At 58.5% G+C, this 20,585-nt stretch carries 22 protein-coding genes; 13 read left to right on the top strand and 9 right to left on the bottom strand.

Features of this window, described 5'->3' with window-relative positions:
* Positions 1-133 precede the first annotated feature (133 nt).
* The 7 genes from ACVWY9_RS04500 to ACVWY9_RS04470 form a co-directional block, all read right to left on the bottom strand.
* Positions 134-997 carry an Rpn family recombination-promoting nuclease/putative transposase gene (locus tag ACVWY9_RS04500; RefSeq protein ID WP_457387616.1) on the bottom strand — a complete coding sequence of 288 codons (864 nt, stop codon included), beginning with the start codon at positions 995-997 and terminating at the stop codon, positions 134-136.
* Positions 998-1,495: 498 nt separating this feature from the next.
* Positions 1,496-1,621 carry a DUF4351 domain-containing protein gene (locus ACVWY9_RS04495; protein WP_457387615.1) on the bottom strand — a complete coding sequence of 42 codons (126 nt, stop codon included), beginning with the start codon at positions 1,619-1,621 and terminating at the stop codon, positions 1,496-1,498.
* Positions 1,622-1,706: 85 nt separating this feature from the next.
* Positions 1,707-2,549, bottom strand: a complete 843-nt coding sequence (locus ACVWY9_RS04490) for an undecaprenyl-diphosphate phosphatase (RefSeq protein WP_457387614.1) — start codon at positions 2,547-2,549, stop codon at positions 1,707-1,709.
* Between the two features lie 222 nt (positions 2,550-2,771).
* Entirely contained in the window at positions 2,772-3,290 is a 519-nt protein-coding gene (locus ACVWY9_RS04485; protein WP_238376751.1) for a DUF2808 domain-containing protein, read from the bottom strand.
* 332 nt (positions 3,291-3,622) lie between these two features.
* Positions 3,623-3,808: a photosystem II reaction center protein PsbZ gene (gene psbZ, locus ACVWY9_RS04480; protein WP_011433643.1), complete on the bottom strand. Its 186-nt coding sequence runs from the start codon at positions 3,806-3,808 to the stop codon at positions 3,623-3,625.
* A 142-nt stretch (positions 3,809-3,950) separates the two neighbouring features.
* Positions 3,951-4,643 (bottom strand): queuosine precursor transporter, encoded by a 693-nt coding sequence (locus ACVWY9_RS04475; RefSeq protein ID WP_457387613.1) that lies wholly within the window; start codon positions 4,641-4,643, stop codon positions 3,951-3,953.
* Positions 4,643-5,299 carry a response regulator gene (locus ACVWY9_RS04470; protein ID WP_457387612.1) on the bottom strand — a complete coding sequence of 219 codons (657 nt, stop codon included), beginning with the start codon at positions 5,297-5,299 and terminating at the stop codon, positions 4,643-4,645. Before ACVWY9_RS04470 ends, ACVWY9_RS04475 begins: the two co-directional genes overlap by 1 nt.
* A gap of 255 nt (positions 5,300-5,554) precedes the next feature.
* Here ACVWY9_RS04470 and ACVWY9_RS04465 point away from each other — a divergent pair, with 255 nt between their 5' ends.
* The 13 genes from ACVWY9_RS04465 (at position 5,555) to ribB (ending at position 18,922) form a co-directional block, all read left to right on the top strand.
* On the top strand, positions 5,555-6,673 hold the full coding sequence (locus ACVWY9_RS04465) for a class I SAM-dependent methyltransferase (RefSeq protein WP_011433647.1): 1,119 nt from the start codon (positions 5,555-5,557) through the stop codon (positions 6,671-6,673).
* Positions 6,674-6,834: 161 nt separating this feature from the next.
* Positions 6,835-7,296, top strand: a complete 462-nt coding sequence (locus ACVWY9_RS04460) for a hypothetical protein (RefSeq protein ID WP_457387611.1) — start codon at positions 6,835-6,837, stop codon at positions 7,294-7,296.
* A gap of 73 nt (positions 7,297-7,369) precedes the next feature.
* Positions 7,370-7,714: an MgPME-cyclase complex family protein gene (locus ACVWY9_RS04455; protein WP_414329330.1), complete on the top strand. Its 345-nt coding sequence runs from the start codon at positions 7,370-7,372 to the stop codon at positions 7,712-7,714.
* A 147-nt stretch (positions 7,715-7,861) separates the two neighbouring features.
* Positions 7,862-9,409, top strand: a complete 1,548-nt coding sequence (locus ACVWY9_RS04450) for an MFS transporter (RefSeq protein ID WP_457387610.1) — start codon at positions 7,862-7,864, stop codon at positions 9,407-9,409.
* A gap of 139 nt (positions 9,410-9,548) precedes the next feature.
* Positions 9,549-10,718, top strand: coding sequence for a glycosyltransferase family 4 protein (locus tag ACVWY9_RS04445; protein WP_457387609.1), 1,170 nt, complete (start codon positions 9,549-9,551; stop codon positions 10,716-10,718).
* Positions 10,719-10,815: 97 nt separating this feature from the next.
* Positions 10,816-12,513 carry a PP2C family protein-serine/threonine phosphatase gene (locus tag ACVWY9_RS04440; protein WP_457387608.1) on the top strand — a complete coding sequence of 566 codons (1,698 nt, stop codon included), beginning with the start codon at positions 10,816-10,818 and terminating at the stop codon, positions 12,511-12,513.
* Between the two features lie 471 nt (positions 12,514-12,984).
* On the top strand, positions 12,985-13,203 hold the full coding sequence (locus ACVWY9_RS04435; RefSeq protein ID WP_414329334.1) for a hypothetical protein: 219 nt from the start codon (positions 12,985-12,987) through the stop codon (positions 13,201-13,203).
* 153 nt (positions 13,204-13,356) lie between these two features.
* A complete protein-coding gene (gene argH, locus ACVWY9_RS04430; protein WP_011433654.1) occupies positions 13,357-14,790 on the top strand; it encodes an argininosuccinate lyase in 1,434 nt (477 codons plus the stop codon).
* A 120-nt stretch (positions 14,791-14,910) separates the two neighbouring features.
* Positions 14,911-15,207: a DUF6464 family protein gene (locus ACVWY9_RS04425; protein WP_011433656.1), complete on the top strand. Its 297-nt coding sequence runs from the start codon at positions 14,911-14,913 to the stop codon at positions 15,205-15,207.
* A gap of 161 nt (positions 15,208-15,368) precedes the next feature.
* Positions 15,369-15,857, top strand: coding sequence for a M67 family metallopeptidase (locus ACVWY9_RS04420; RefSeq protein WP_011433657.1), 489 nt, complete (start codon positions 15,369-15,371; stop codon positions 15,855-15,857).
* A gap of 247 nt (positions 15,858-16,104) precedes the next feature.
* Complete coding sequence (locus tag ACVWY9_RS04415) at positions 16,105-16,386, top strand: MoaD/ThiS family protein (RefSeq protein WP_011433658.1); 282 nt, start codon at positions 16,105-16,107, stop codon at positions 16,384-16,386.
* A gap of 2 nt (positions 16,387-16,388) precedes the next feature.
* Entirely contained in the window at positions 16,389-17,558 is a 1,170-nt protein-coding gene (gene moeB, locus ACVWY9_RS04410) for a molybdopterin-synthase adenylyltransferase MoeB (RefSeq protein WP_457387607.1), read from the top strand.
* A gap of 110 nt (positions 17,559-17,668) precedes the next feature.
* A complete protein-coding gene (gene ribB / locus ACVWY9_RS04405; protein ID WP_457387606.1) occupies positions 17,669-18,922 on the top strand; it encodes a 3,4-dihydroxy-2-butanone-4-phosphate synthase in 1,254 nt (417 codons plus the stop codon).
* Here the strand turns inward: ribB and ACVWY9_RS04400 are convergent.
* Positions 18,911-19,393: a hypothetical protein gene (locus ACVWY9_RS04400; RefSeq protein ID WP_457387605.1), complete on the bottom strand. Its 483-nt coding sequence runs from the start codon at positions 19,391-19,393 to the stop codon at positions 18,911-18,913. The genes ribB and ACVWY9_RS04400 overlap by 12 nt on opposite strands.
* Positions 19,394-19,507: 114 nt before the next feature.
* Positions 19,508-20,575 carry a GntR family transcriptional regulator gene (locus ACVWY9_RS04395; protein WP_457387670.1) on the bottom strand — a complete coding sequence of 356 codons (1,068 nt, stop codon included), beginning with the start codon at positions 20,573-20,575 and terminating at the stop codon, positions 19,508-19,510.
* Positions 20,576-20,585 lie beyond the last annotated feature (10 nt).

Here is a 20,585-nt window from a genome sequence, read left to right as displayed (position 1 = left end):
TGGATTTGCAGCCTGATGCTCAAGTAGAAACTAACATCTGCTTCAACAAAGTGCAAGTGCGCTGCAACACACAGGCCCAATCTTTAGATTCGTCAGCGTATGATACGGAGCCCTTTTTTGAAGGGGAGAACCTTTAATGGCTGAATCCATCAAGCCAGGTGGTGAGGTCAATCAACGACTGGAACTCCAGCAAGGCTAGACCCAGCTCTTCCAAGCGCTCCACCGATAAAGACCGAATCTGAGCCTCCACCTCCTCAGGCAGGGATCCCATTTTGCTCTGTAGCTGCCGGAGGGTGAACTTCACTGCTTCCTGTTGGATCCCTTGCATGAGACCCTGTTGGATCCCTTGGGTGAGTCCCCGTCGCTCACTTTCTTCCACCAAAGCCTGATAGGTCACTGATTCACGCATCACGTCCTCCTGCAAAAGCTGCTGCAACAGGTCTTTCTCAAAGCGTAATCCACCCAGTAGATAGGTATAGGCACTGAGGTTGGCCCGCTCCTCTGAATCCTCCAAACCCTGAATTCGATGAGCCACTTCCCGTAGAACTCTATCAGCAGGGTCGGAGTTAGCCAGAACCGCCAATGGCCATAGATAACGTTCTCTCATCAAGTCTACTGCCGGTTCTTCCCAGAGCCGTATCACTCGATAGTGATGCCGCGTTGTCTGGCTGATAAATTCTTTCACCCTCACCTGTGGAGATTGGGTTGGACGCAAGAAAAGGATGATTTGTACTATTTCACACTGGTACTGTCGCCGCAAACGCACATAGTAGTCCAGCATGCGTAAGGGCATGTTGGGGTCAGGGTCAGTTTGAAACTCTAGGTGCAGAATTTGGGATCCCACCTGGAGAAAACTGACAAAGTCGGCCCGAATCGGTTCGACGGACAATTCTGTTTTGAGAATTTGGATCGGTTCAGAGGTCTGTCCGACCAGCCAGTGGACAAAAGGGAGAGGATTGAGTTCGACCAGCGCTTTGCAGAGATTGTCGTAGGGCATGGGCTGGGTCTTGGCAGTTCTGGGTGCGGGTTGGGATGAGACTCCATTCTCCCTTGGAGACGGCGCAAAGGCTGACTTGCTCTAGGGTTAAGCTTTGAGCTTCCCATCTAGCCCCCTCAGGCAAGGGCAATTAGGGATCCCATTTGGGTGGCAATGGCACGGGTCATGCTGGCGACACTGCTGTTGCCGAAGGGATCCTCAGGAAATGGCTGCCAACACACCCAGTTAACTTTCAAGGACAGAACAAGCGACTCAACGCTGAAACAACTCAACAAACTTCTCGGCAAGCCTGACAAGCAGGTCTGTCCTTCATTACCCGACAAGAGCAAGACCTGGTTCACAGTCTGCTGTTCAAGCAGAAGTTAATACCCGCTTCAACACAGTGCAAGTGCGCTGCAACACATAAGGACTACGTCCCGCTAACGCGATGGGCCCAATCTTTAGATTTGTCAGGGTATGATACGGAGCCCTTTTTTGAAGGGGACAATATTTGTTGAATCAATCAAGCCAGGTGGTCAGGTCAGCTAACGACTGGAACTCCAGCAAGGCTAGGCCCAGCTCTTCTAAGCGTTCCACTGGCAACGCGCGAATCTGAGCCTCCACCTCCTCAGGCAGGGATCCCATTTTGCCAATCTTCTCAGTGGGAAAAGCAGCCAGAAAGGAGTGACCACCTCAGGGATCCCCGTGGATTGTAGTTGACTGAGCTTGATTAGGGTCTTAGGAACCCCAGCGCTAAACCCAAGATAATAAACAAGCCAAAGCCAATCCGATAAACAATGAACAGCCAGGTGCTGCTGCGCTGCAAAAACTGAATTAGCCAATCGATAGACAAGTAGGAAAAGACGAAGGCCGAAAGCGTCCCCAACCCCTGCGGCAGCAGGGCCTCTGCCTCGAACTCGGAGATAAACTCCACAACCCCCGCCAAAAATAATGCCGGGATCCCCAGCAAGAAGGAGTAGCGAGCGGCAGCCGAGCGCTGCAAATGGAGAAACAGCCCTGCCGTCAGCGTCGAGCCGGAGCGCGACACCCCAGGGATCAGGGACAAAGCTTGGGCCAGCCCTACCCAGATCCCATCCCAAATGCCTAAGCTGTGAAGGTCTCGCTGGCGTTTGCCCGTTTGCTCTGCCCAGCCCAACAACAAAGCCAAGCCAATGGCTGCAGTGGCGATCACCCACAACTGGCGGGGCGGGGATCCCCAAATGGCCTTGATGGCCCAGCCGGCAACCACAATTGGCACTGTTCCCACCAGGATCCCTACCAGCAGCCGCCAAGGCTCCTGCTGGAAATCTCGTTCTCGCCAGGCTTTCCAGGAGCCCAGGAGCAACTGGCGCAGGTCAGAGGCAAAGTAGATCAGCACCGCCCCCAAACTGCCCAACTGGATCACCGCCGTAAACGAAGCGCCCGCATCCGGCCACCCCACCAAAGCCGGAAACACCCGCAGATGGGCCGTGCTGCTAATGGGCAGAAATTCGGTGATCCCTTGCACCATGCCCAAAATTAGAGCCTGCCACCAATCGGGATACCAAGTGTCAGCAAGCAACAAGGTAAACACTCCCCCACCCAAACTTGCCGGATTTGCACAATCCCCATTCTTAGAAAAACTCAGAACTCCGGCTTTTTCCAGCAGCCCATACCACGGCGAACAAACACTTGCAGAGGGATCCCACCCCAACTGGCCGGGAACTTGGGTGTCGCTGTCCCAGACCCGCAAAAGGGCTGTGCCTATAGGATCGCCGCAAAGATCAACAGTAGGTCAGATCATCGGGTCAATAGATCAGAAGCCAATCCGCTCTGGGTCTTCAATGGTAATCAGCCAGTTGCCCACATTCCGGAAGAGGGGGTTGGGTTCCGTACCCCGTACCCGCGCCTCCACACGATAGATACCGGCAGATGAAGGGTTGCGCACGTTGGAGAGCACCAGACGGATCTCCTGACCGGCAGCAATGGGTTGACGGGCCACCACCTCTAGAGAGCGAAACTCCTCGTTCCAGTACACTTGATCCAGCTCTACAGGCCGGCCTTCTACCTCCAGGCGGACACTTTCCGGATCGATGCGGCCATCGAAATTCCTGTCCCCGTTGATCTGCACTTCTGCCACCGCCACATTCTGGGGGGGAATGGTCAGGCGATAGCGATCCAAACGACTGCGAACCCCGCCAAAATCGAGCCGATAGCTGAGGACAGGTACCCCTTCACTGCCGGTGATCACCAAACCCGACTGCGCCTCTGCAGAATGGGGCATCACCAGGGATCCCAGGCTCCCCATCACCAGAACCGCCAAGGCCAGCCTCATGCCTCGCCGGGCAAGGCCAAGTTCCTGCGAACATTTCCCTGCTCTCATCACTGCTCTCAACACCCAAACCTCCGCTGGTTGAAACACTTCAGCACCCTCAAAGCTTGCCAACGCAACCTGCAGCCAACCTAACCAGTGGCAAGACCGCCATCTCGCCGTCCATTGTAGGGGATGGGATCCTCTCTACCGAGAGAGCCTAGGGCTCACTGGGGTGCGCAAGTACGCAGTTCTGGCAGAGATCTCAACAAGAACTTTGGGCCACCATACCCACAGTGCAGCCCCCCACAGCGCCGATTGTAACGGCAAGATGCCCCTGCCCTTCTACTGCTTCTTCACTTGAGGAAACTCAGCACCCCCACCCCGATCACCATCAGCACCCAGAGCAGGGATCCCACCAAAATCACATTCTTGGCCCGGCTCCAGTCGCTGGCTGAGCTGTAGAGCACTGGCACCGCCACCACCAAGAGCAAGCTGTAAAGCACCAACACCAACAAAGCAATTTGGAAAACGAGCATCATCTTTCGGATCCCTCACAAAAGTCTTGTCTTGGATAAAAGCTCCCGGTAACACCGGATGGCAGCAGGATAAATAGGATGACGCTCTGACTATACCAAAATAGGATCCCTCTCAAAGCCAAATCCGTTGGGGCAGTTGATGGACTCACCTGGATACAGGCTGGAGGCGGAAGGGGTTAAAGTCGGTTGCCACATCGAAGTAGTCTTCTTGTTCTTGCTGCTTTAGCCAGCCGGTAATGGCATAGGTCAGGGGCGTGAACGCCGCCTCAACGGCACACTTGAACACATAGTTGGAGAGTATTAAGCTGCCCAGGCCAGGGAACACCCCCCAGAAGGCCAAGGTGACAAACAGTCCAGTATCCACCGCTTGGCCCACCAGGGTAGAGCCGATGGTGCGTGTCCACAGCCACCGTCCCCGCGTCCACACCTTCATGCGGGCCAGTACATAGGCGTTGGCAAAGCTGCCTCCCCAATAGGCGATTAAGCTGGCCAGGACAAGGCGGGGCGTCAGGCCCAGAATCTGGTCGTAGGCTTCTTGATAGGGCCAGTCGGGGGCGGCCGGCAGGGATCCCACGATCATGAATGTCACCGACATGAGGGCCGCCGAGATAAATCCCAGCCAGATCACCCGTCGCGACCGGGCATAGCCATAGACTTCGGTGAGGATGTCGCCGAAGATGTAGCTGAGGGGGAAGAGAATGGTGCCCCCGTCAAAGGTAAACGGCCCCAGAAGCACGATCTTGGTCGAGGCGATGTTGGAAATCAGCAGCACGGCCACAAATAGAGCCGTCACCGCATCTAGGTACCGATAAGCTCGCTCAAAGACCCTCTCAGACATCAGGATCCCCCCAACAACTTACGAATGTGCCGCAGCTCCTTGACGATCAAGGCCAAACCCTGAGTGTGTCGCTCCACTTCGCCGGCGAGCTTGCTGATCTGGGCCTCCAGATTGCTGCTGCGGGATTCCTGACGCGCCAGGCGTTGGTTGATCCCAGAAAGCCGCGCCACCACCTCCCGCTGGATCAAGTTTTCCGTACCTTGAATCAGCAGCGTCTCGATGGCGGTGAGCCGGTTCAGAATCAGTTGGGTGTTGGCTTCGGATCCCGGCTCCGGTGCAGCGGCAGGGGCAACCTGGAGGACCTTTTGGATAAGAGCCAAAAGGGCATCTGCCTCAAACGGTTTCTCGATGAAATCAAAATCGACAAAGGGCTCAGGAATGCGGGCAGTCACCTGTTCCTTCAGCCCCGACATCATGATGATAGGAGTATTTTTCAGACTGTCTTCGCGGCGGATGGCCTGCAAGGTGTCGTAGCCATCCATCTTGGGCATGACAAAATCCAGCAGGATCAGGTCGGGGTGATGTTTTTTGGCCGCTTCCAGCCCTGTCAACCCGTCTTTGGCCTCCACCACTTGGAACTGATCGGCCAAGATGCTGGCCACCATCTTGCGAATCATGATGCTATCGTCAATGACCAACACCGTCTTGGTTGTCATGCTGAGGCGCTCCCTCTTCCCATTATCAAATCGACCTGATCAGCCCCTTCCTCCAGCTCATAGGGCAATCGGGGACATCCTTTTGAGGACACCACTAGAGTACTCCCCTGCTTGGCCAGATGGAGTGTGCTCAGGGATCCAATTCCGCCAGGTTTTCCCCGCGCCCAGCGGCTGCCGGCCCGGCGTGGCCGCCTTGCTATAATTAAGTGTAAACAAACGTTAAGCCTTCATTCTTCATTCGCACCTTGCAGGGTTATGAGCCTACAACTAAGTCCTGAGCTGTCGCTGCCGATCCCATCTCCAGTCGGAGAAGCTGCCTACCGCGCTTTTCAGTGGGGCAAAAACATCTTCGGCTTTGCCCACAAAGCGCTCTCCACCCAAGCTTCAGATCTGATGCTCTCCGTGCTCAGGGATCTGCAAAGCTTCTCCTCCGGGAGGACCCCGCCGCCGCGGGCCAAGGTGCGGGTGAGCGCTGACACGCTACAGGTGTTGCGGGCCCGTTATGAACAACTCCTGCAAGCGGACTGGCAAGATGCTGAGGCAGGGTACTACCCGCACGCGCTCTTGTTCGACAACCCCTGGCTGGACTTTGCCCGCTATTACCCGCAGGTGTGGTTGGATTTGCCGCAGATTACTCGGCGGGTTCACAGCAAGCGTTACCAAGAGTTTTCTCAAGACATCTCCACCGAGGGCTATCCGAAATACTACCTGCAAAATTTTCATTACCAAACCAACGGCTATCTGAGCGACAGCTCGGCTGAGCTTTATGACCTGCAGGTGGAGCTGCTGTTTGGGGGCACAGCGGACGCGATGCGCCGTCGGGTGATTCGCCTGCTCAAAGATGCCTTGGATCCCACCTTGGTCAGCCCCCACATCCTCGATGTAGCCTGTGGCACGGGGCGGATGCTGCGCCTACTGCGGGGATCCCTGCCCAAAGCAGCTTTGTATGGCCTGGATCTTTCCCCCGCCTATCTGCGCAAGGCCAACCGACTGTTGCAGGAGCTGCCGGGGGAGCTGCCCCAGCTTATCCGCGCCAACGCCGAGGCCATGCCCTATGCCGACGCCACCTTCGATGCCGTTATCAGCGTTTTTCTCTTTCATGAGCTGCCTGGCCCGGCCAGACAAAATGTCATCAACGAGATGAGTCGGGTGGTGAAGCCAGGGGGCGTGGTGGTCATCTGCGACTCGGTGCAACTGCTGGATTCGCCAGAGCTGAAGGAGACGATGGAAGCCTTTATGCAAACCTTCCACGAACCCTACTACCGCGACTACATCCACGACGATCTGGGGGTGCGCCTGCAACAGGCAGGCTGTGCGGTGCTGCGCCGGGAGACTCACTATGTCAGCGCCTACACCCTAGCCCGTAAGGGTTGAGCGCCCTTTCCACAAGCTTAAGAGGAAGAGTAAATCGGCGGTCACTTGTCCAGAGGGTGTATAGTAGTTTTAGACACGAAACCTTGGATGAGAAGACGGGCCACTGACTGGATAACCTTCAGGTGCAAGTCCGTCCTAACTCTTTTCTTGTACTTAGGCTCATGTCCCACCCCCATGGATCCCTCCGCGCCGGTATCACTGCTCTCAAGCAGGAGCGCTACCTGGAGGCGATCAACCTTCTCGAGTCCTTCTGCTACTGCTGTTCCATCCAAGAGAGACAGGAGCACCGCCTGAGCGAGCGCAATGGCTCGAGGGCAAATCCGGAAGAATGCGTTTTGGCTCGTGTGGCTCTGATTATGGCTTATCAGGGCAGCGGCGACTTGGAGCGGTCAACCGCCCTCTGCCAAGAGCTGTTGGAGCAGAAGGAAACTCCTGAGTCCGCTCCTTGGGCTCGGGAATGGGCAGCTCAGGCTCTACCGACCCTCAAGCAGGCTTCAGAACACTCCATGCCCCCTGAGGAAGTCATGGCGCGGCTACCCGTTCTCCGGCAGTTGGAAGACTGTCAGCCGCTGTGTAGCTCCCGCGATCCGGCCCCGCACCTGCTCAAATCTGCCTCTCTCTGAGGGAGAGGATCTGCAAGGAGCGGTGGACGCCCGGCTCTAGCCTTTATTCTCAACACAGTTCCACAGCAATCTTATGTCTGCTGCCGAACCGACTACCTATCATTTTGTCGTTGCCAGCCTGTCTTTCTTACGTTCTGAGCCTCTGGAAGAGGTGCTGGAGGAGCGTCGTCGATACTGCGAGGAGCGCCATTGCCCTGTCGATTTCTTCTGGGTGCCCCAGCCGGCCTTCATGGAAGCTCCAGAGTTAAAGCCCCTGCGGGACAAGTTGAAGGAGCCCCTGGGGGCAGTGGTATCCACCAACGCGGATTTTATTCGTTGGCTGAGCCTGCGCTTAACCTTTGTAGAGAAGGGCAGCTTTGTGGCTCCAAGCGAGTCGATCCCGGATCCCTTGCGCTCCTTGTCTGCCGCAGGAAGCTAGGCCTGCCGATTCCCAAGATTTGGGTTGGTGGATTGGAAGGCGGGCCAAGATAAGATCGGGGCACCCCATTTCCACTTTTGTTTGCTGACGGGATCCCATTCTGTTGTGGGGCCGACGTCGGGGAAATGGGCAGGTCACCTGGGGAGCATGATGACTTTGGAGCAACGATGGGGCTGGCCGGAGGGAGGGGCAGGGATCTGCCACCCCAGTTCCCCTCTCCAGAATCCCCCACCTGCGTCAACGCCAACTTGGGGGCTGAAGTCAGAAGCTCTCTTGCCTGAGCCGACAGCAAGCCCCGCCCTCAGCTCGCCGGAGTGTTCTCCTGGGGATCCCCTGCCAGAGCCACCCCCTGAGGATCCCGAAAAGGGGCAAAAAGCAGAGAAGGAAGATCAAGGTCTGTCTGAGCCGGGCCTGAGAAACTTTCTTGCCGTGCTGCGCCGACGCAATTTCCTGCTGCTGTGGATGGGGCAGGTGTGTTCGCAGTTGGCGGACAAGGTGTTATTGGTGCTGCTGATCGGCTTGGTTGCCCGCGAATTTCAACCTGAAGGGGCTTCCATCAGCGGTCAGGTTTCGGCCATCATGCTGGCTTTTACGCTGCCGGCGATGCTATTGGGCAGCCTGGCAGGGGTATTTGTGGATCGCTGGCTGAAAAAAGGGGTGTTGGTGCTCTCCAACCTGGGGCGTGGGATCCTAGTGCTGCTGTTGCCGCCGCTGCTCTGGCTCACTGCCGGGCGCGACCTTTGGCCGGGGATCCCCTTGGGGTTTGCGGGGCTGTTGCTGGTGAGCTTTGCCGTCTCGGTTCTAACCCAGTTTTTTGCTCCTGCCGAGCAGGCGACTTTGCCCCTGATCCTGCCGAAACGAGAGTTGCTGGCGGCCAACTCCCTGTACACCACCACGATGATGGCTTCGCTGATCGTCGGGTTTGCCGTGGGGGAGCCGCTGTTAACCCTGGCAGATCGTTGGGTACGCCATTGGTTGCCGGGCTGGGAAGTGGGGCCGGAGCTATTGGTGGGGGGAGCCTACCTCTTGGCGGGATCCCTGCTATTGCTGCTGCAACCCCACGAGAAGCTAGAGCCCCGGCGTTGGGAAGTCCCCCACCTCTGGGAAGATCTCCGCTTGGGCCTGCAATATGTCAGCCAGATGCCCCTGATCCGAGCTGCCTTGGTGCAGGTGGTGGTGCTCTACTCGCTGTTTGCGGCGCTGGCAGTGTTGGCGGTGCGCATGGCCGAAGTGATGGCAGAGCTGAAGCCAGATCAGTTCGGGGTGTTGTTGGCCGCTGCCGGCCTGGGCATGGGGATCGGCGCCTTTTGGGTGGGCCATACGGGCCGACGGGTGAGCCGCCGCGCCTGGGTTGGCCTGGGATCCCTGCTGCTCTGTGGGGCTCTGGCAGCCCTATCCTGGACGACCCACTGGTTGCTGCCCAGCTTGGGCTGGATTGCCCTGTTGGGCTGTGGGGGGGCTTTGGTGGCGGTGCCGATGCAAACCTTGATCCAAGAGGAAACGCCTGACCATCTGCGAGGCAAGATCTTTGGGCTCCAGAACAACGCCGCCAACATTGCCCTCAGTTTGCCGCTGGTGTTCACGGGATTGGCAGAAGCCCGCCTTGGCCTTCCCTGGATGTTTGTGGCCCTGGCTGTTCTGACGGGGCTGGCGGGGCTGTACACCTGGAGCCTATTGGGCAGAGAGGCCCCCTAAATCCTGCCGCAGCGCCAGGCTGGATATCCTCTTCCGAGGGGACGGGCCAAGGCAGGAGCCAACTCTGCTACTCTTGTAGAGGTTTAAGAATCGAGACTCCCTTTGCAGCTCAGCGTTTCAGCTCCGCGGGGATCCGCCCATGCACATCGCCTGGATAGGCAAAAAAACACCTTTCTGTGGCAACGTCACCTATAGCCGCGAGGTGACCAACGGCCTTTTGGACCGGGGACATCAGGTTAGCTTTTTTCACTTCACCAACGACGGCCAATCGCCCGCTCTGGATCCCGGTGGTGAAGGCTGGAGGGCGGAGCTGGATCGTCGAGACGTTTCCCTCCCCTGTCTGTACAAATCGCAGATTTACACGATCCCGGCCCCCAACGCCAAGCGGTTGCTCACCCAGGCCCTCAAGGAATTGCAGCCGGATCTGGTACATGCCTCCTTGACCATTTCTCCCATCGACTTTGTGCTGCCGGAGATCTGTGCTGAGCTCAACCAGCCGCTGGTGGCCACCTTCCACCCGGCCTTCGACCGGCGGCGGCGCAACATCGCCTCTCGCACCCAATACTTGGCCTACCAGCTCTACGCCCCGTGTTTGGCCAACTATCACCGCACCATTGTCTTCTCGGAAACGCAACGGGAGATCTTGGTCAAACTGGGGGTGAGCCCCCAGCAGGTGGTGGTCATTCCCAATGGTGTGGATGTGGACAAGTACGCGCCTGGGCCCTCCACCCTCAAACAGCGGTTGGGACTGGAGCGGATCTTCGTCTATCAAGGGCGGGTCTCGCCGGAAAAAAACCTGGAAGCCCTACTCAAGGCTTGGAAACACGCCCAAATGGGGGAGAAGTGTGGTCTGCTGATCGTGGGGGATGGGCCACTGCTCAACACCCTCAAGCCCTGCTACACCCTTCAACATGGGATCCACTGGCTGGGCTATATTGCCGACGAGCAGCAACGCATCGAGATCTTGCGAGGAGCCGATGTGTTTATTTTGCCCTCTTTAATCGAGGGGCTCTCTTTGTCCCTGTTGGAGGCGATGGCCTGTGGGCTGGCAGCAGTGGCCACCGATGTGGGTGCCGATGGCGAGGTTTTGGCCGATGGAGCCGGGATCCTGCTGGATCCGACACGGGTGACGGCGGAGCTGCAAACGCTGTTGCCTTTGCTGCGGGATCAACGGGAGTTTACCCAACTGCTGGGGATGAAGGCCCGCCAGCGGGTGCTGGAGCGCTATACCCTCAGCCACAACCTCAGCCAGGTGGAACAGCTCTACCGGGAACTGTGCCAGGGATCCCGTCAGCCTCGCCGGGTGTGAGGGAAAATGAGGATCTTGATCTTTGTGTGATAAAGCTTGTGAGATTTTTGCTAAGCTGTTTCGTTACGTTTCCAAGGGATTAACGCCAGTCTTCCCGATGGATGATCACAGCCCCCAAAAGGCCGTTTTAGGGCAGCCCCCTGCCGGGCTGTCGAGCTCTTTGGGGTCAGAGTCCTTGCTGGCCCAGGATTCGGGCAAAAATCCCCTCCCCCCCAATGCTCCGTCGCTGTCGCCCACGGACAATTCGGGGGACTTGCGCTCAGCTCAGACCGGCCAGGATGAGGATCCCACCTCTTCAGGTGCCGTTGCGTCCGATGATAGAGAGCTGCCGGAGGTCAAGCCGGCCATTGTGCCTGCCCCTGCAATGCCGGATCGGGTGGCAGAACTGGAGAGAGAACACCATCGGATGCAGTATCTGCTGGCGTGGCTGGCTTTTGCTCTGCGCTCTTTTAACAACTTGAACCAGATCCTGGAGCTGACGGCTTTTGTGGCCAGCCAACTGACCGATGCCGAAGGGGGAGCCCTGGTTTTGTTCAATCCCAACGGCACCATCCAGTTGGATCAACTGCATTGCTCTGATCTCAATCACCGCGAGCAGATTCGGGCTGAGATGGAGCAAATTACCCAGACCCTCTCGGCTCAAGAGCCCATCCTCAAAACGGAGGGATCCCTGTCTGTTAAGATCCCTGCCCTTGAACACCTCTTGGACGAACGGTTCCGCCAGAGCTTGGGGCCGGATGTACGCCTTTTCGGCACGCCGCTGCTGATTCGCAACTCTGTCCAGGGTCGCTTGTACGTCTTCAGCCGTCAGCCTGGCTACCACTGGGATGAACGTCGCCAACAACTGTTGCGCTTGGTCGCCGATCAGGCAGGGGTGGCCATCGAAAATGACCGCTTGACGGCAGCCTTGCGCCGCAAGATGGCCCTGGAAAAAGAGATGGAGATCGGCTCTTACATCCAGACCCAACTGCTACCTCGGGAGTGCCCTCAAGTCAAGGGGATTCGCTTGGCAGCCCGTTGCCGGGTGGCCAGCAAAGTGGGGGGCGACTACTATGACTTCATCAAGATTCCCGGCGAACGCCTGGAAACATCCGACTCATCTGAAGAAACGGCAGGCTTTCGCTTGGCCATCGTCATTGGGGATGTGATGGGCAAAGGGGTGCCCGCCGGCCTGTTGATGACCATGACCCGCGCCATGGTGCGGGCGGAGGCCCTCAACCGCCATTCGCCGGCCCGTGTTCTGCAACATCTGAACCGGGCCATGTACAGTGACCTGGAAAACTCCAATCGCTTCATCAGCCTGTTTTATTCGGAGTACGATCCCCGCTCCCATCGCCTCTGCTTCAGCAACGCGGCCCACAACCCCACCCTGTGGTGGCAGGCCCGCACCCGAGAAATTCAACCCCTGGACACAGAGGGGGCGCTGATCGGCTTGGAAGAAAACAGCCACTACTCGGAAAGCTGCGTGCAACTGCAACCCGGGGATGTGGTGGTGTACTACACCGATGGCTACACGGAGACAGCCAACACCCGCGGCGAGCGCTTGGAAACCTCTGGGCTGATGGACGCCATCCAGTATGCTGCCTGTCGCTACGACTCCCCCGAAGACATTTTGGAGAGCTTGTTTGAGCAGATGGATGCCTTCCGAGGCCGTCGGGGATCCCACCCTCTTCCCCTATGGCTGCCCGAGGATCCAGAGCTCCTGTTGCAGGACGAGATTTCCCTGCGGCCTGAGCCCGTGGACGACACAACGCTGGTGGTGTTGAAGGTGTTGCCCGACTCCGAGCCAGCCTAGCTAAAAAAGTTCAAACTCAGGGTTAATGACAGCAGGCCGCAACGCTCACAATAGCTCAAGCAAGCTACTCAACGCTACTGGGCTGGGCAGCAACGGTGGGTTGGTTGACGTGGTTTTGCCGGACTACTAGGCTAGTTGGTTAGTTCTGGCATGCGTTCTGCATGGGCTAAAGCCTGCTCCAGCTTTAGTCTGTGTGGCTCTCTCAGAGAGCAAGGAGCGGCTACCTGCAGCTTGCGGGGAAGTCACGCCTGTGGAGATCCCTCTGGCGGGGCAGTGGGGGTGATCTCTGCTGCCAGCCATAGTTCGTTAAGGCAGGAAGAAAGCAGAAGCGCGGCAGACGCTGAGCACTCCGCGCCGCCGGTGCGAGTGGAAGTGTTTGTTGGCGTTTCGTAGGTCTTTCAGAGCGGTACGCTCTAGCTGGTGAAGCTACCAGGTTGGCTGCACTGTGTTATCCACACCTGAGGTACAACCATGAACTTCTCTCCTTCTGGGTCTGAAACCGCTTCGGTTTACTTGCCGGCCCCCGCGGCTTTCCAGACGGAAATGATTGTCGGGCAGGTGTTCCGACAGGATGTGCTGGGCGATATCCGCAAGGGTTGGAATGGCTTTGTGGAATCGGGCCAAATTTGGGCGCTTTTGATAGGGATCGTGGCGGGCTACATGCTCAAGAGCATCACCAGCTCCCACTAGAGCCTTGTCGCCATTGCTCTAGCTGGATCCATTGGGCCTGGGCCGGCGGGGTTTTGGCCGTCGGCGGTCGGTTTCTGTGTTTTTTCTCCACAACTGCAGTGGGGTCTTCCTACGGTGGTCAATCCTTCTCCCCATTCTTCCGGTTCCCAGCCAATGTCTGAGCCGACGGTAACTTCCACCCCTCGCCCCTGGAGCCAACGCTTCGAGGGATCCCTGCACCCTGCCATTGCCCGCTTCAACGCCAGTATCGGCTTCGACATCCGCCTGCTGCCCTACGATGTGGCCGGATCCCTGGCTCATGTGCAGATGTTGGCCGCTTGTGGCATCCTGACCCAGCAAGAGGCCGACCAGATCCGGTGGGGATTGGAGCAGATCCAACAGGAAGCGGCTGCCGGCACCTTCCGGCCCGATCCAGAGGCAGAGGATGTCCACTACGCCGTCGAGCGTCGTTTGGTGGCTTTGGTGGGGGAAGTGGGAAAAAAACTGCATACCGGGCGCTCCCGCAATGACCAAGTGGCCACCGATCTGCGTCTCTATCTGCGAGATCAGATCGATCACCTTCGTCAAGCCCTCTGGGAGCTGCGCGGAGTTTTGTTGGACTTGGCCGAGCGGCATCTGGAGACAATCCTGCCCGGCTACACCCATCTGCAACGGGCTCAGCCGATTAGCTTGGCCCACCACCTCTTGGCCTATGAAGAAATGTTCTGGCGAGACTGGCAACGGCTGGGGCGGGTGCGGGAAGAGGTGAATGTCTGCCCCCTCGGATCCGGGGCTTTGGCCGGCACTTCCCTGCCCATCGATCGGCAGCTCACCGCCCATCTGCTGGGATTTGAGCGGATCAGCGCCAACAGCTTGGATGCCGTCAGCGACCGGGACTACCTGGTGGAGTTCCACGCTGCCGCCAGCTTGATTTTGGTGCATCTCAGCCGCCTCTCGGAAGAGGTGATCCTCTGGGCTTCCCAGGAGTTCGGCTTTGTCACCCTCACCGATGCCTGTGCCACCGGCTCCAGCCTCATGCCCCAGAAGAAAAATCCCGATGTGCCGGAGCTGGTGCGCGGCAAGGCGGGGCGGGTGTTTGGCCATCTCCAGGCTTTGTTGGTCACCTTGAAGGGGCTGCCGCTGGCCTACAACAAAGATCTCCAAGAAGACAAAGAGGGACTATTCGACACGGTCGATACCCTGAAAGCCTGCCTAGAGGCGATGACCCTTCTGCTGCGGGAAGGGATCCAATTTCAACCTGAGCGCATGGCGGCTGCTGTGCAGGAAGATTTCTCCAACGCCACCGATGTGGCCGACTACTTGGTGCGCAAAGGGATCCCCTTTCGCACAGCCCATGATTTGGTGGGGCAGATTGTGCGCATTTGTTTGGCAGAGGGGATCCTGCTGCGGGATCTGCCCTTGGAGCGCTGGAAAACCTTCCACCCGGCCTTTGAGGCGGACATTTTGACGGCCATTGAGCCCCGCCAGGTGGTGGCCACGCGGCTCAGCGCCGGGGGAACGGGCTTTGCTGTGGTGCGAGAAGCCCTGCAACGGGCCCAGGCCCGCCACCAGCAGCCAGAGCCATCGGAAGAAACTCCACAAACTTAAACTGAACTCAAGGAGAGTTTGCAATTCTTGGGTTCTTCTCGCCAGTGTGTGCCATCCTGAGGTTCTCAGCCATCCAACGCAACTCCCAGCCTGTTGGCCTCTTCCTTGGGTGATCGTTCCATGTTGGATAACCTTACCGTCCGTGTCCTAGAACATGCGGCCAAGCGTCGCTGGCGGGAACGCGCCTACAGCCGATTTTTGCAAGATTGGCGACGGCAAGTGGTGCTGCTGCGCCGTCAACGGGCCGGCGAATTTGGCCCACCCCTGGGGGATCCCTCTTGTGTTTTCAGTGCCCACTCGGCTTGGTTGCGCTGTGCCGTCCATCCCCAAGGGCCGTGCCAGGGTTGCCCCCACTATGCCCCCGTCACCCCTCCAAAGCCAGAGCCACCTCTGGGTTCACTCGATGGACGGGTCTGACCGCGCCACACTGGTGGCCGAACATTTTCAGCAGCGGCGGCCTCTGCGGAACGGCCTGCCCGTTGCGCCCCAATGGCATCCGCTGTAGCTAAGTTGAGGGATCCCCGGCCAACTTGTGCCAGAATAAAAGAACGGTAACTCCATCGGCAAAGGCGAGATTCATGGCCCTCTACCTCTCGGCAGACCACCTTCACAGCATCCGCCAGCACGGCGAACAAGCCTTTCCCCACGAGAGCTGCGGCATTTTAATTGGGGAAATCCGGGGATCCGACAAGATCATCCACGAGCTTTGGTCGGTGACCAACACCTGGGATCAAGCCGAAAACCCTCTGGCAGACGGGGAATCCAGCCGCCGCCGCTTTTTGATCGATCCGGCGGATTTCAAGCGGGCCAACGACCACGCAGTGCGCAAAGGGCTGGGGATCCTGGGCACCTATCATTCCCACCCCAACCATGCGGCCATTCCCTCCGAGTTTGATCGGCAGCATGCTTTTCCTTGGGGCTTTTCCTGTGTGATCGTCAGTGTGCGCGAGGGCAAGGCAGAAGAGGTGGTGAGCTGGGTTTTGGATGAGCAGGAGCAGCCCCAACGGGAGCCAATGCAGATGCTGGAAGACATTCGCATCCCCCCGCTCCCGGCTTTGGCAAGCTAGAGTCGTTTGGGCTTTGCCGCTGTTTCAGGCTGAAATTCACGGCTAAGTTCAGTTGGGATCCCGGAAAGCTGGGATGGGCGCCACCGGAAAAAGCGGTAGTCTAGTGCTGAACCTTGTCTGTAACATAGCTGAATCATCGAAATCCGTAGACTGCTCCAACCAGATCGGCCAGACGGATAGGTCAGCCCAGATCCTCTGGATCCGCAAAAGTCCCCAGTAGATACCCCAGATCTCTCCCCGAACTCCCATGGCAACCAAAGTTCTGATCCCCTCTCCCCTGCGCCCCTACACCGACAACCTGGAAGCTGTCGAGATCGAGGGCAGCAATGTTGGCGAAGTGATGGGCAACCTCATCGCCCGCTATGGCGAGCTGAAGCGCCACCTCTACACCGAGGATGGGAAGCTGCGCAATTTTGTCAATGTCTACCTCAACGACGAGGATGTGCGCACGTTGCCCCAAGGCAACAACACCCCCGTGGGAGAACAAGCCGTCATCAGCATCGTTCCCGCTATTGCCGGAGGGTTGTGAGCATGTTGAACCTGGACACCAGCCAAGTCAGCCTCTCCCGCGAAGAGATGGAGCGGTTTTCTCGGCATTTGATCCTGCCCGAGGTGGGCCTAGAAGGACAGAAGCGGCTGAAAGCGGGCAAAGTGCTGTGCATCGGCACAGGCGGCCTTGGCTCGCCCCTGTTGCTGTACTTGGCGGCAGCCGGCGTGGGGCGGATTGGCATCGTCGATTTTGATGTGGTGGATGTGTCCAACCTGCAGCGGCAGGTGATCCACGGCACCTCCTGGGTGGGCAAGCCGAAGGTGGAATCGGCCAAGAACCGCATCTTGGAAATCAACCCCTACTGTCAGGTGGATGTGTATGAGACTGCCCTGAAGTCTCACAACGCTCTGGAGCTGTTTGCCAACTACGACGTGATCGTGGATGGCACCGATAACTTCCCCACCCGCTACCTGGTGAACGATGCCTGTGTGTTGACGGGCAAGCCCAATGTCTACGGCTCGATCTTCCGCTTCGAGGGACAAGCGACGGTCTTCAACTACGAAGATGGGCCCAACTACCGGGATCTCTACCCCGAGCCGCCCCCACCAGGACTGGTGCCCTCCTGCGCCGAAGGGGGAGTGTTGGGGATCCTCCCCGGCATCATCGGTGTTATTCAAGCTACCGAAACCGTGAAGATCCTGCTGGGCGTGGGCACAACCCTGAGCGGGCGGCTGCTGCTTTACGATGCCCTGAACATGAGCTTCCGGGAGCTGAAGCTGCGCAAAAACCCGGCTACTCCGCCCATCACTGAGCTGATCGACTACGAACAGTTCTGCGGGATCCCACAAGCCCAAGCTGCCGAACAGGCTGGCCAAGCGGAGATCCCGGAGATCACTGTGGCCGAGCTGAAAGCGCGGATGGATGCTCACCAAGACTTTGTGTTGGTCGATGTGCGCAACCCAAATGAGTGGGAGATAGGCCGGATCCCTGGTGCTCACCTGATCCCCTTGCCCCAAATTGAAAACGGCGATGGGGTGGAGCAGGTGCGTCGCCTCCTTAACGGCTCAGAGCTGATCGTCCACTGCAAGAGTGGGGCACGCTCGGCCAAAGCCCTGAAGATCCTGCAAGCTGCTGGGATCCAAGGAAAAAACCTGCGCGGGGGGATCCTCGCCTGGGCAGAGGCTTACGATCCCTCGATTCCCAAGTACTGACTCTGCCTTGGGATCCCTAGCTGTTGCCCGGTTTGCTCTAGCATAGATCCGGCAGATCCGGTGCCCAGAGCCGGCTGTGCCAGGTTTTCCCTTTTTGCGTCCCCTTTTCCATGAGTGCCATCCCGCAGGCCGAGACAGAAACGATCTTCCACTCCATCCCCGAAGCCCTCGAAGACCTCAAGTGTGGTCGCATGGTCATCGTGGTCGATGACGAAAACCGAGAAAACGAAGGGGATCTGGTCTGTGCTGCCCAGTTTGCCACGCCCCAAGCTATCAACTTCATGGCCACCTACGGGCGGGGCCTTATCTGCCTGGCCATGCAGGGATCCCGCCTCGATGAGCTGAAGATCCCGCTGATGGTGGGGCAGAACACCGACAGCAACCAAACTGCCTTCACCGTCAGCATTGATGCTGGGCCAGAGGCTGGAGTTTCCACCGGCATTTCCGCTGCCGATCGCTCTCGCACCATTCAGGCGGCCATTCACCCGCACACGCGACCGGAAGATCTGCGCCGGCCTGGGCATGTCTTTCCGCTGCGGGCACGGGAGGGCGGAGTACTCAAACGGGCTGGCCATACGGAAGCAGCGGTGGATCTGGCGATGTTGGCCGGGCTGTATCCGGCAGGGGTGATTTGCGAGATCCAAAACCCGGATGGCTCCATGGCCCGCCTGCCCCAGTTGATCGAATATGCCCGTCAGCACGATTTGAAGATCATCACCATCGCCCACCTCATCGAGTACCGCTTGCGCACCGAACAACTGGTTCACCGAGAGGCTGCCGCCACCCTGCCAACGGAGTTCGGCCAGTTTCGGGTTTACGGCTACCGCGATAGCCTCAACCAAGTCGAGCACCTGGCCCTGGTGAAAGGGGATCCGACCCAATTTGCCGCTGAGCCCGTCCTGGTGCGCGTCCATGTGGAGTGTCCCCTGGGGGATGCGCTGGGATCCCTGCGCTGCGATTGTCGCCGCCAATTGACAGCGGCCCTGAAGATGATCGGCCACCAGGGCAAGGGGGTGCTGGTGTACCTGCGCCGGCAAGAGCAGGAGCTGAGTCTCATCGAGCAAATCAAGTCCTACGCCCGGCAAGATCTGGGACTTTCTGAAACCGCGCCACCGGTGGCGATGGACTTGCGCGATTACGGCATCGGCGCCCAGATCCTACGGGATGTAGGGGTGCGCAAAATGCGCCTGATCAGCAACACCTCTCGCCACATCAGCGGCTTGAAAGGATTTGGCCTGGAAGTGGCCGAGCGCGTGCCCCTGCTGGTGGAAGAGCCGGATCTCAATTTGCATGTGGAGCCGTCCTGTTCCCTGAAACTGTTGCTGCACGACGCTGGCGCAACCGATTCCGGCTCAAGCCTGTAGCGCGTTGTAGGGCCGAGGGCTATGGTGGAACAAAGACTGGGGTGCAGCCGGCTCGCCATCCACCACATAAGCCTTGGATCCCCAGCCCCAGAAAGACCAGAAAGGACGTTCGGGCCCCGATGGAGCCGTCATTGCTATGCGACGCTTCCGCGCTGGTGACAGGGGTGCGGAGCACTGGCGCGCCGGCGAGACGGAGTCCCTGGCTGTGGGGCTCAAGAGTTGCTTCGGCAAGACGGGAATGTCGGATCCCACCTGCGACCACACTTCATAGCCCTGAGGGCGCACCACCACCAGGCTGATCAGGGATCCGCGATCCATGTCGTAGCGGCAACTGTCAATGGCCTCTTGCAGCCGCGAAAAGCTCCGGTTGAAAACATAAAAATGGTTCTGGAAGCGGATGGCCTCCCAGAAACCTTCCCGTGTAACCGCCACATAGTCGTGATTGGCGGAGGCGTAGTCAAGGATCACCATGCGTGTAAAGACTGATCAGCGATGAATCAAAATGAGAGAGCTTTTACCGTATTTTCACTTAAGCACGATCTTGGGCAGCCTGTCATCCGCAAAATGGCTCACCTGCAACAAGGCTTAATGCGTTTCTTTACTCTGCAAACCGCTGCCGCCCGCCTCTCTATCCCCTCCGGCTCCAGGGATCCCACCCAGTTCCCGTCGCAGCTCGGCCATGGCTGCTTCTCCGATGTGGGGGGTGGCGCAGACTAGGTTGGGTGTGCGGATTAGATCGGCTCGGGCTTGGCGCACCAAGACCCGCAGGGTGGGGTAGCTGGCCTCATCGCAAATCAGCGTATGGGCGCGGCGGATTAGGGATCCCACCCGTTCAGCATCGAAAATCACTGCCGTCAGCACCAGCAGGTCTCCCCGCAAACTGTGGACGATCACCTCGGCAACCTCCAGCAGGGCAGTGCTGATGCTCACCAGCCCCAGACAGGCGTGGGAAGGCAACTGGCGGATCAGGGCAATTTCACGGGCGTAGTCAGACACCTCCACCGTCAGAACACGGGCCCCTCGCGGCTGGGCAATGGCTTCGACGGCGCTGAGAAAATAGTGCAGCGTCACCACAGTGCCGGAATGGATCTGATCCAGAACGGTGGCCAGCTCCTCCAGGGGCACCAACTGGACCCGGATGCCCAAAGTCTGCTGGATTTGCTGGGCCATCAGTTGTCCTGTACCCAAATCCCGGTTGGGCACACACACCAGCACTTGAGCACTGCAGCGCAACCGCCAATCGATCTCCGCCAGCAGCAGATCCCGTACCTGCTCCAGAGAAAAGCCTTGCTGCTGAAGCTGATCGATGCCCTGACGCACCTGTTGCAGGGCCTGTTTGGATCGATCCAGATTTGGGTTGAGAAAGTGCTCCGCACCGCTGACGCGAAGGGGGGAGGCGGTGACCGCATGCCGGGCAGTGCCGCTCACGTAGATGCCGGAGGCGGCCCGAGTTTCCACCAGGCCCATGGCCTCCAATTGGCGGTAAACCTTGTGGATGGTATTGCGGTGCAGGCCTGTTTGCATAGCCAATTGACGGGTGCTGGGCAGGCGGTAGCCGGGAGGAAATTGCCCGCAGGCGATGGCAAAGCAGAGCAAATTAAAGAGCTGCACGGAGCCAGGGATCCCGCTCCCCGGCTGGATGGAAATGCGCATCATGGCCCGT

The sequence above is a fragment of the Thermostichus sp. OS-CIW-31 genome, assembly GCF_054060305.1.
Note: the sequence above shows the minus strand (reverse complement) of the source record. Positions and strands in the feature narration are given on the sequence as shown.

What these genes read in the sequence shown, in the direction of transcription:
- ACVWY9_RS04425 (WP_011433656.1), top strand. Translation starts at nt 14,911, where the DNA reads ATGTTGGATAACCTTACCGTCCGTGTCCTAGAACATGCGGCCAAGCGT.
- ACVWY9_RS04485 (WP_238376751.1), bottom strand. Translation starts at nt 3,290, where the DNA reads ATGAGGCTGGCCTTGGCGGTTCTGGTGATGGGGAGCCTGGGATCCCTG.
- ribB (WP_457387606.1), top strand. Translation starts at nt 17,669, where the DNA reads ATGAGTGCCATCCCGCAGGCCGAGACAGAAACGATCTTCCACTCCATC.
- ACVWY9_RS04420 (WP_011433657.1), top strand. Translation starts at nt 15,369, where the DNA reads ATGGCCCTCTACCTCTCGGCAGACCACCTTCACAGCATCCGCCAGCAC.
- ACVWY9_RS04465 (WP_011433647.1), top strand. Translation starts at nt 5,555, where the DNA reads ATGAGCCTACAACTAAGTCCTGAGCTGTCGCTGCCGATCCCATCTCCA.
- ACVWY9_RS04455 (WP_414329330.1), top strand. Translation starts at nt 7,370, where the DNA reads ATGTCTGCTGCCGAACCGACTACCTATCATTTTGTCGTTGCCAGCCTG.
- ACVWY9_RS04400 (WP_457387605.1), bottom strand. Translation starts at nt 19,393, where the DNA reads ATGGTGATCCTTGACTACGCCTCCGCCAATCACGACTATGTGGCGGTT.
- argH (WP_011433654.1), top strand. Translation starts at nt 13,357, where the DNA reads ATGTCTGAGCCGACGGTAACTTCCACCCCTCGCCCCTGGAGCCAACGC.
- ACVWY9_RS04435 (WP_414329334.1), top strand. Translation starts at nt 12,985, where the DNA reads ATGAACTTCTCTCCTTCTGGGTCTGAAACCGCTTCGGTTTACTTGCCG.
- ACVWY9_RS04495 (WP_457387615.1), bottom strand. Translation starts at nt 1,621, where the DNA reads ATGGGATCCCTGCCTGAGGAGGTGGAGGCTCAGATTCGCGCGTTGCCA.
- ACVWY9_RS04450 (WP_457387610.1), top strand. Translation starts at nt 7,862, where the DNA reads ATGATGACTTTGGAGCAACGATGGGGCTGGCCGGAGGGAGGGGCAGGG.
- psbZ (WP_011433643.1), bottom strand. Translation starts at nt 3,808, where the DNA reads ATGATGCTCGTTTTCCAAATTGCTTTGTTGGTGTTGGTGCTTTACAGC.
- moeB (WP_457387607.1), top strand. Translation starts at nt 16,389, where the DNA reads ATGTTGAACCTGGACACCAGCCAAGTCAGCCTCTCCCGCGAAGAGATG.
- ACVWY9_RS04500 (WP_457387616.1), bottom strand. Translation starts at nt 997, where the DNA reads ATGCCCTACGACAATCTCTGCAAAGCGCTGGTCGAACTCAATCCTCTC.
- ACVWY9_RS04445 (WP_457387609.1), top strand. Translation starts at nt 9,549, where the DNA reads ATGCACATCGCCTGGATAGGCAAAAAAACACCTTTCTGTGGCAACGTC.
- ACVWY9_RS04460 (WP_457387611.1), top strand. Translation starts at nt 6,835, where the DNA reads ATGTCCCACCCCCATGGATCCCTCCGCGCCGGTATCACTGCTCTCAAG.
- ACVWY9_RS04475 (WP_457387613.1), bottom strand. Translation starts at nt 4,643, where the DNA reads ATGTCTGAGAGGGTCTTTGAGCGAGCTTATCGGTACCTAGATGCGGTG.
- ACVWY9_RS04440 (WP_457387608.1), top strand. Translation starts at nt 10,816, where the DNA reads ATGGATGATCACAGCCCCCAAAAGGCCGTTTTAGGGCAGCCCCCTGCC.
- ACVWY9_RS04395 (WP_457387670.1), bottom strand. Translation starts at nt 20,575, where the DNA reads ATGCGCATTTCCATCCAGCCGGGGAGCGGGATCCCTGGCTCCGTGCAG.
- ACVWY9_RS04415 (WP_011433658.1), top strand. Translation starts at nt 16,105, where the DNA reads ATGGCAACCAAAGTTCTGATCCCCTCTCCCCTGCGCCCCTACACCGAC.
- ACVWY9_RS04470 (WP_457387612.1), bottom strand. Translation starts at nt 5,299, where the DNA reads ATGACAACCAAGACGGTGTTGGTCATTGACGATAGCATCATGATTCGC.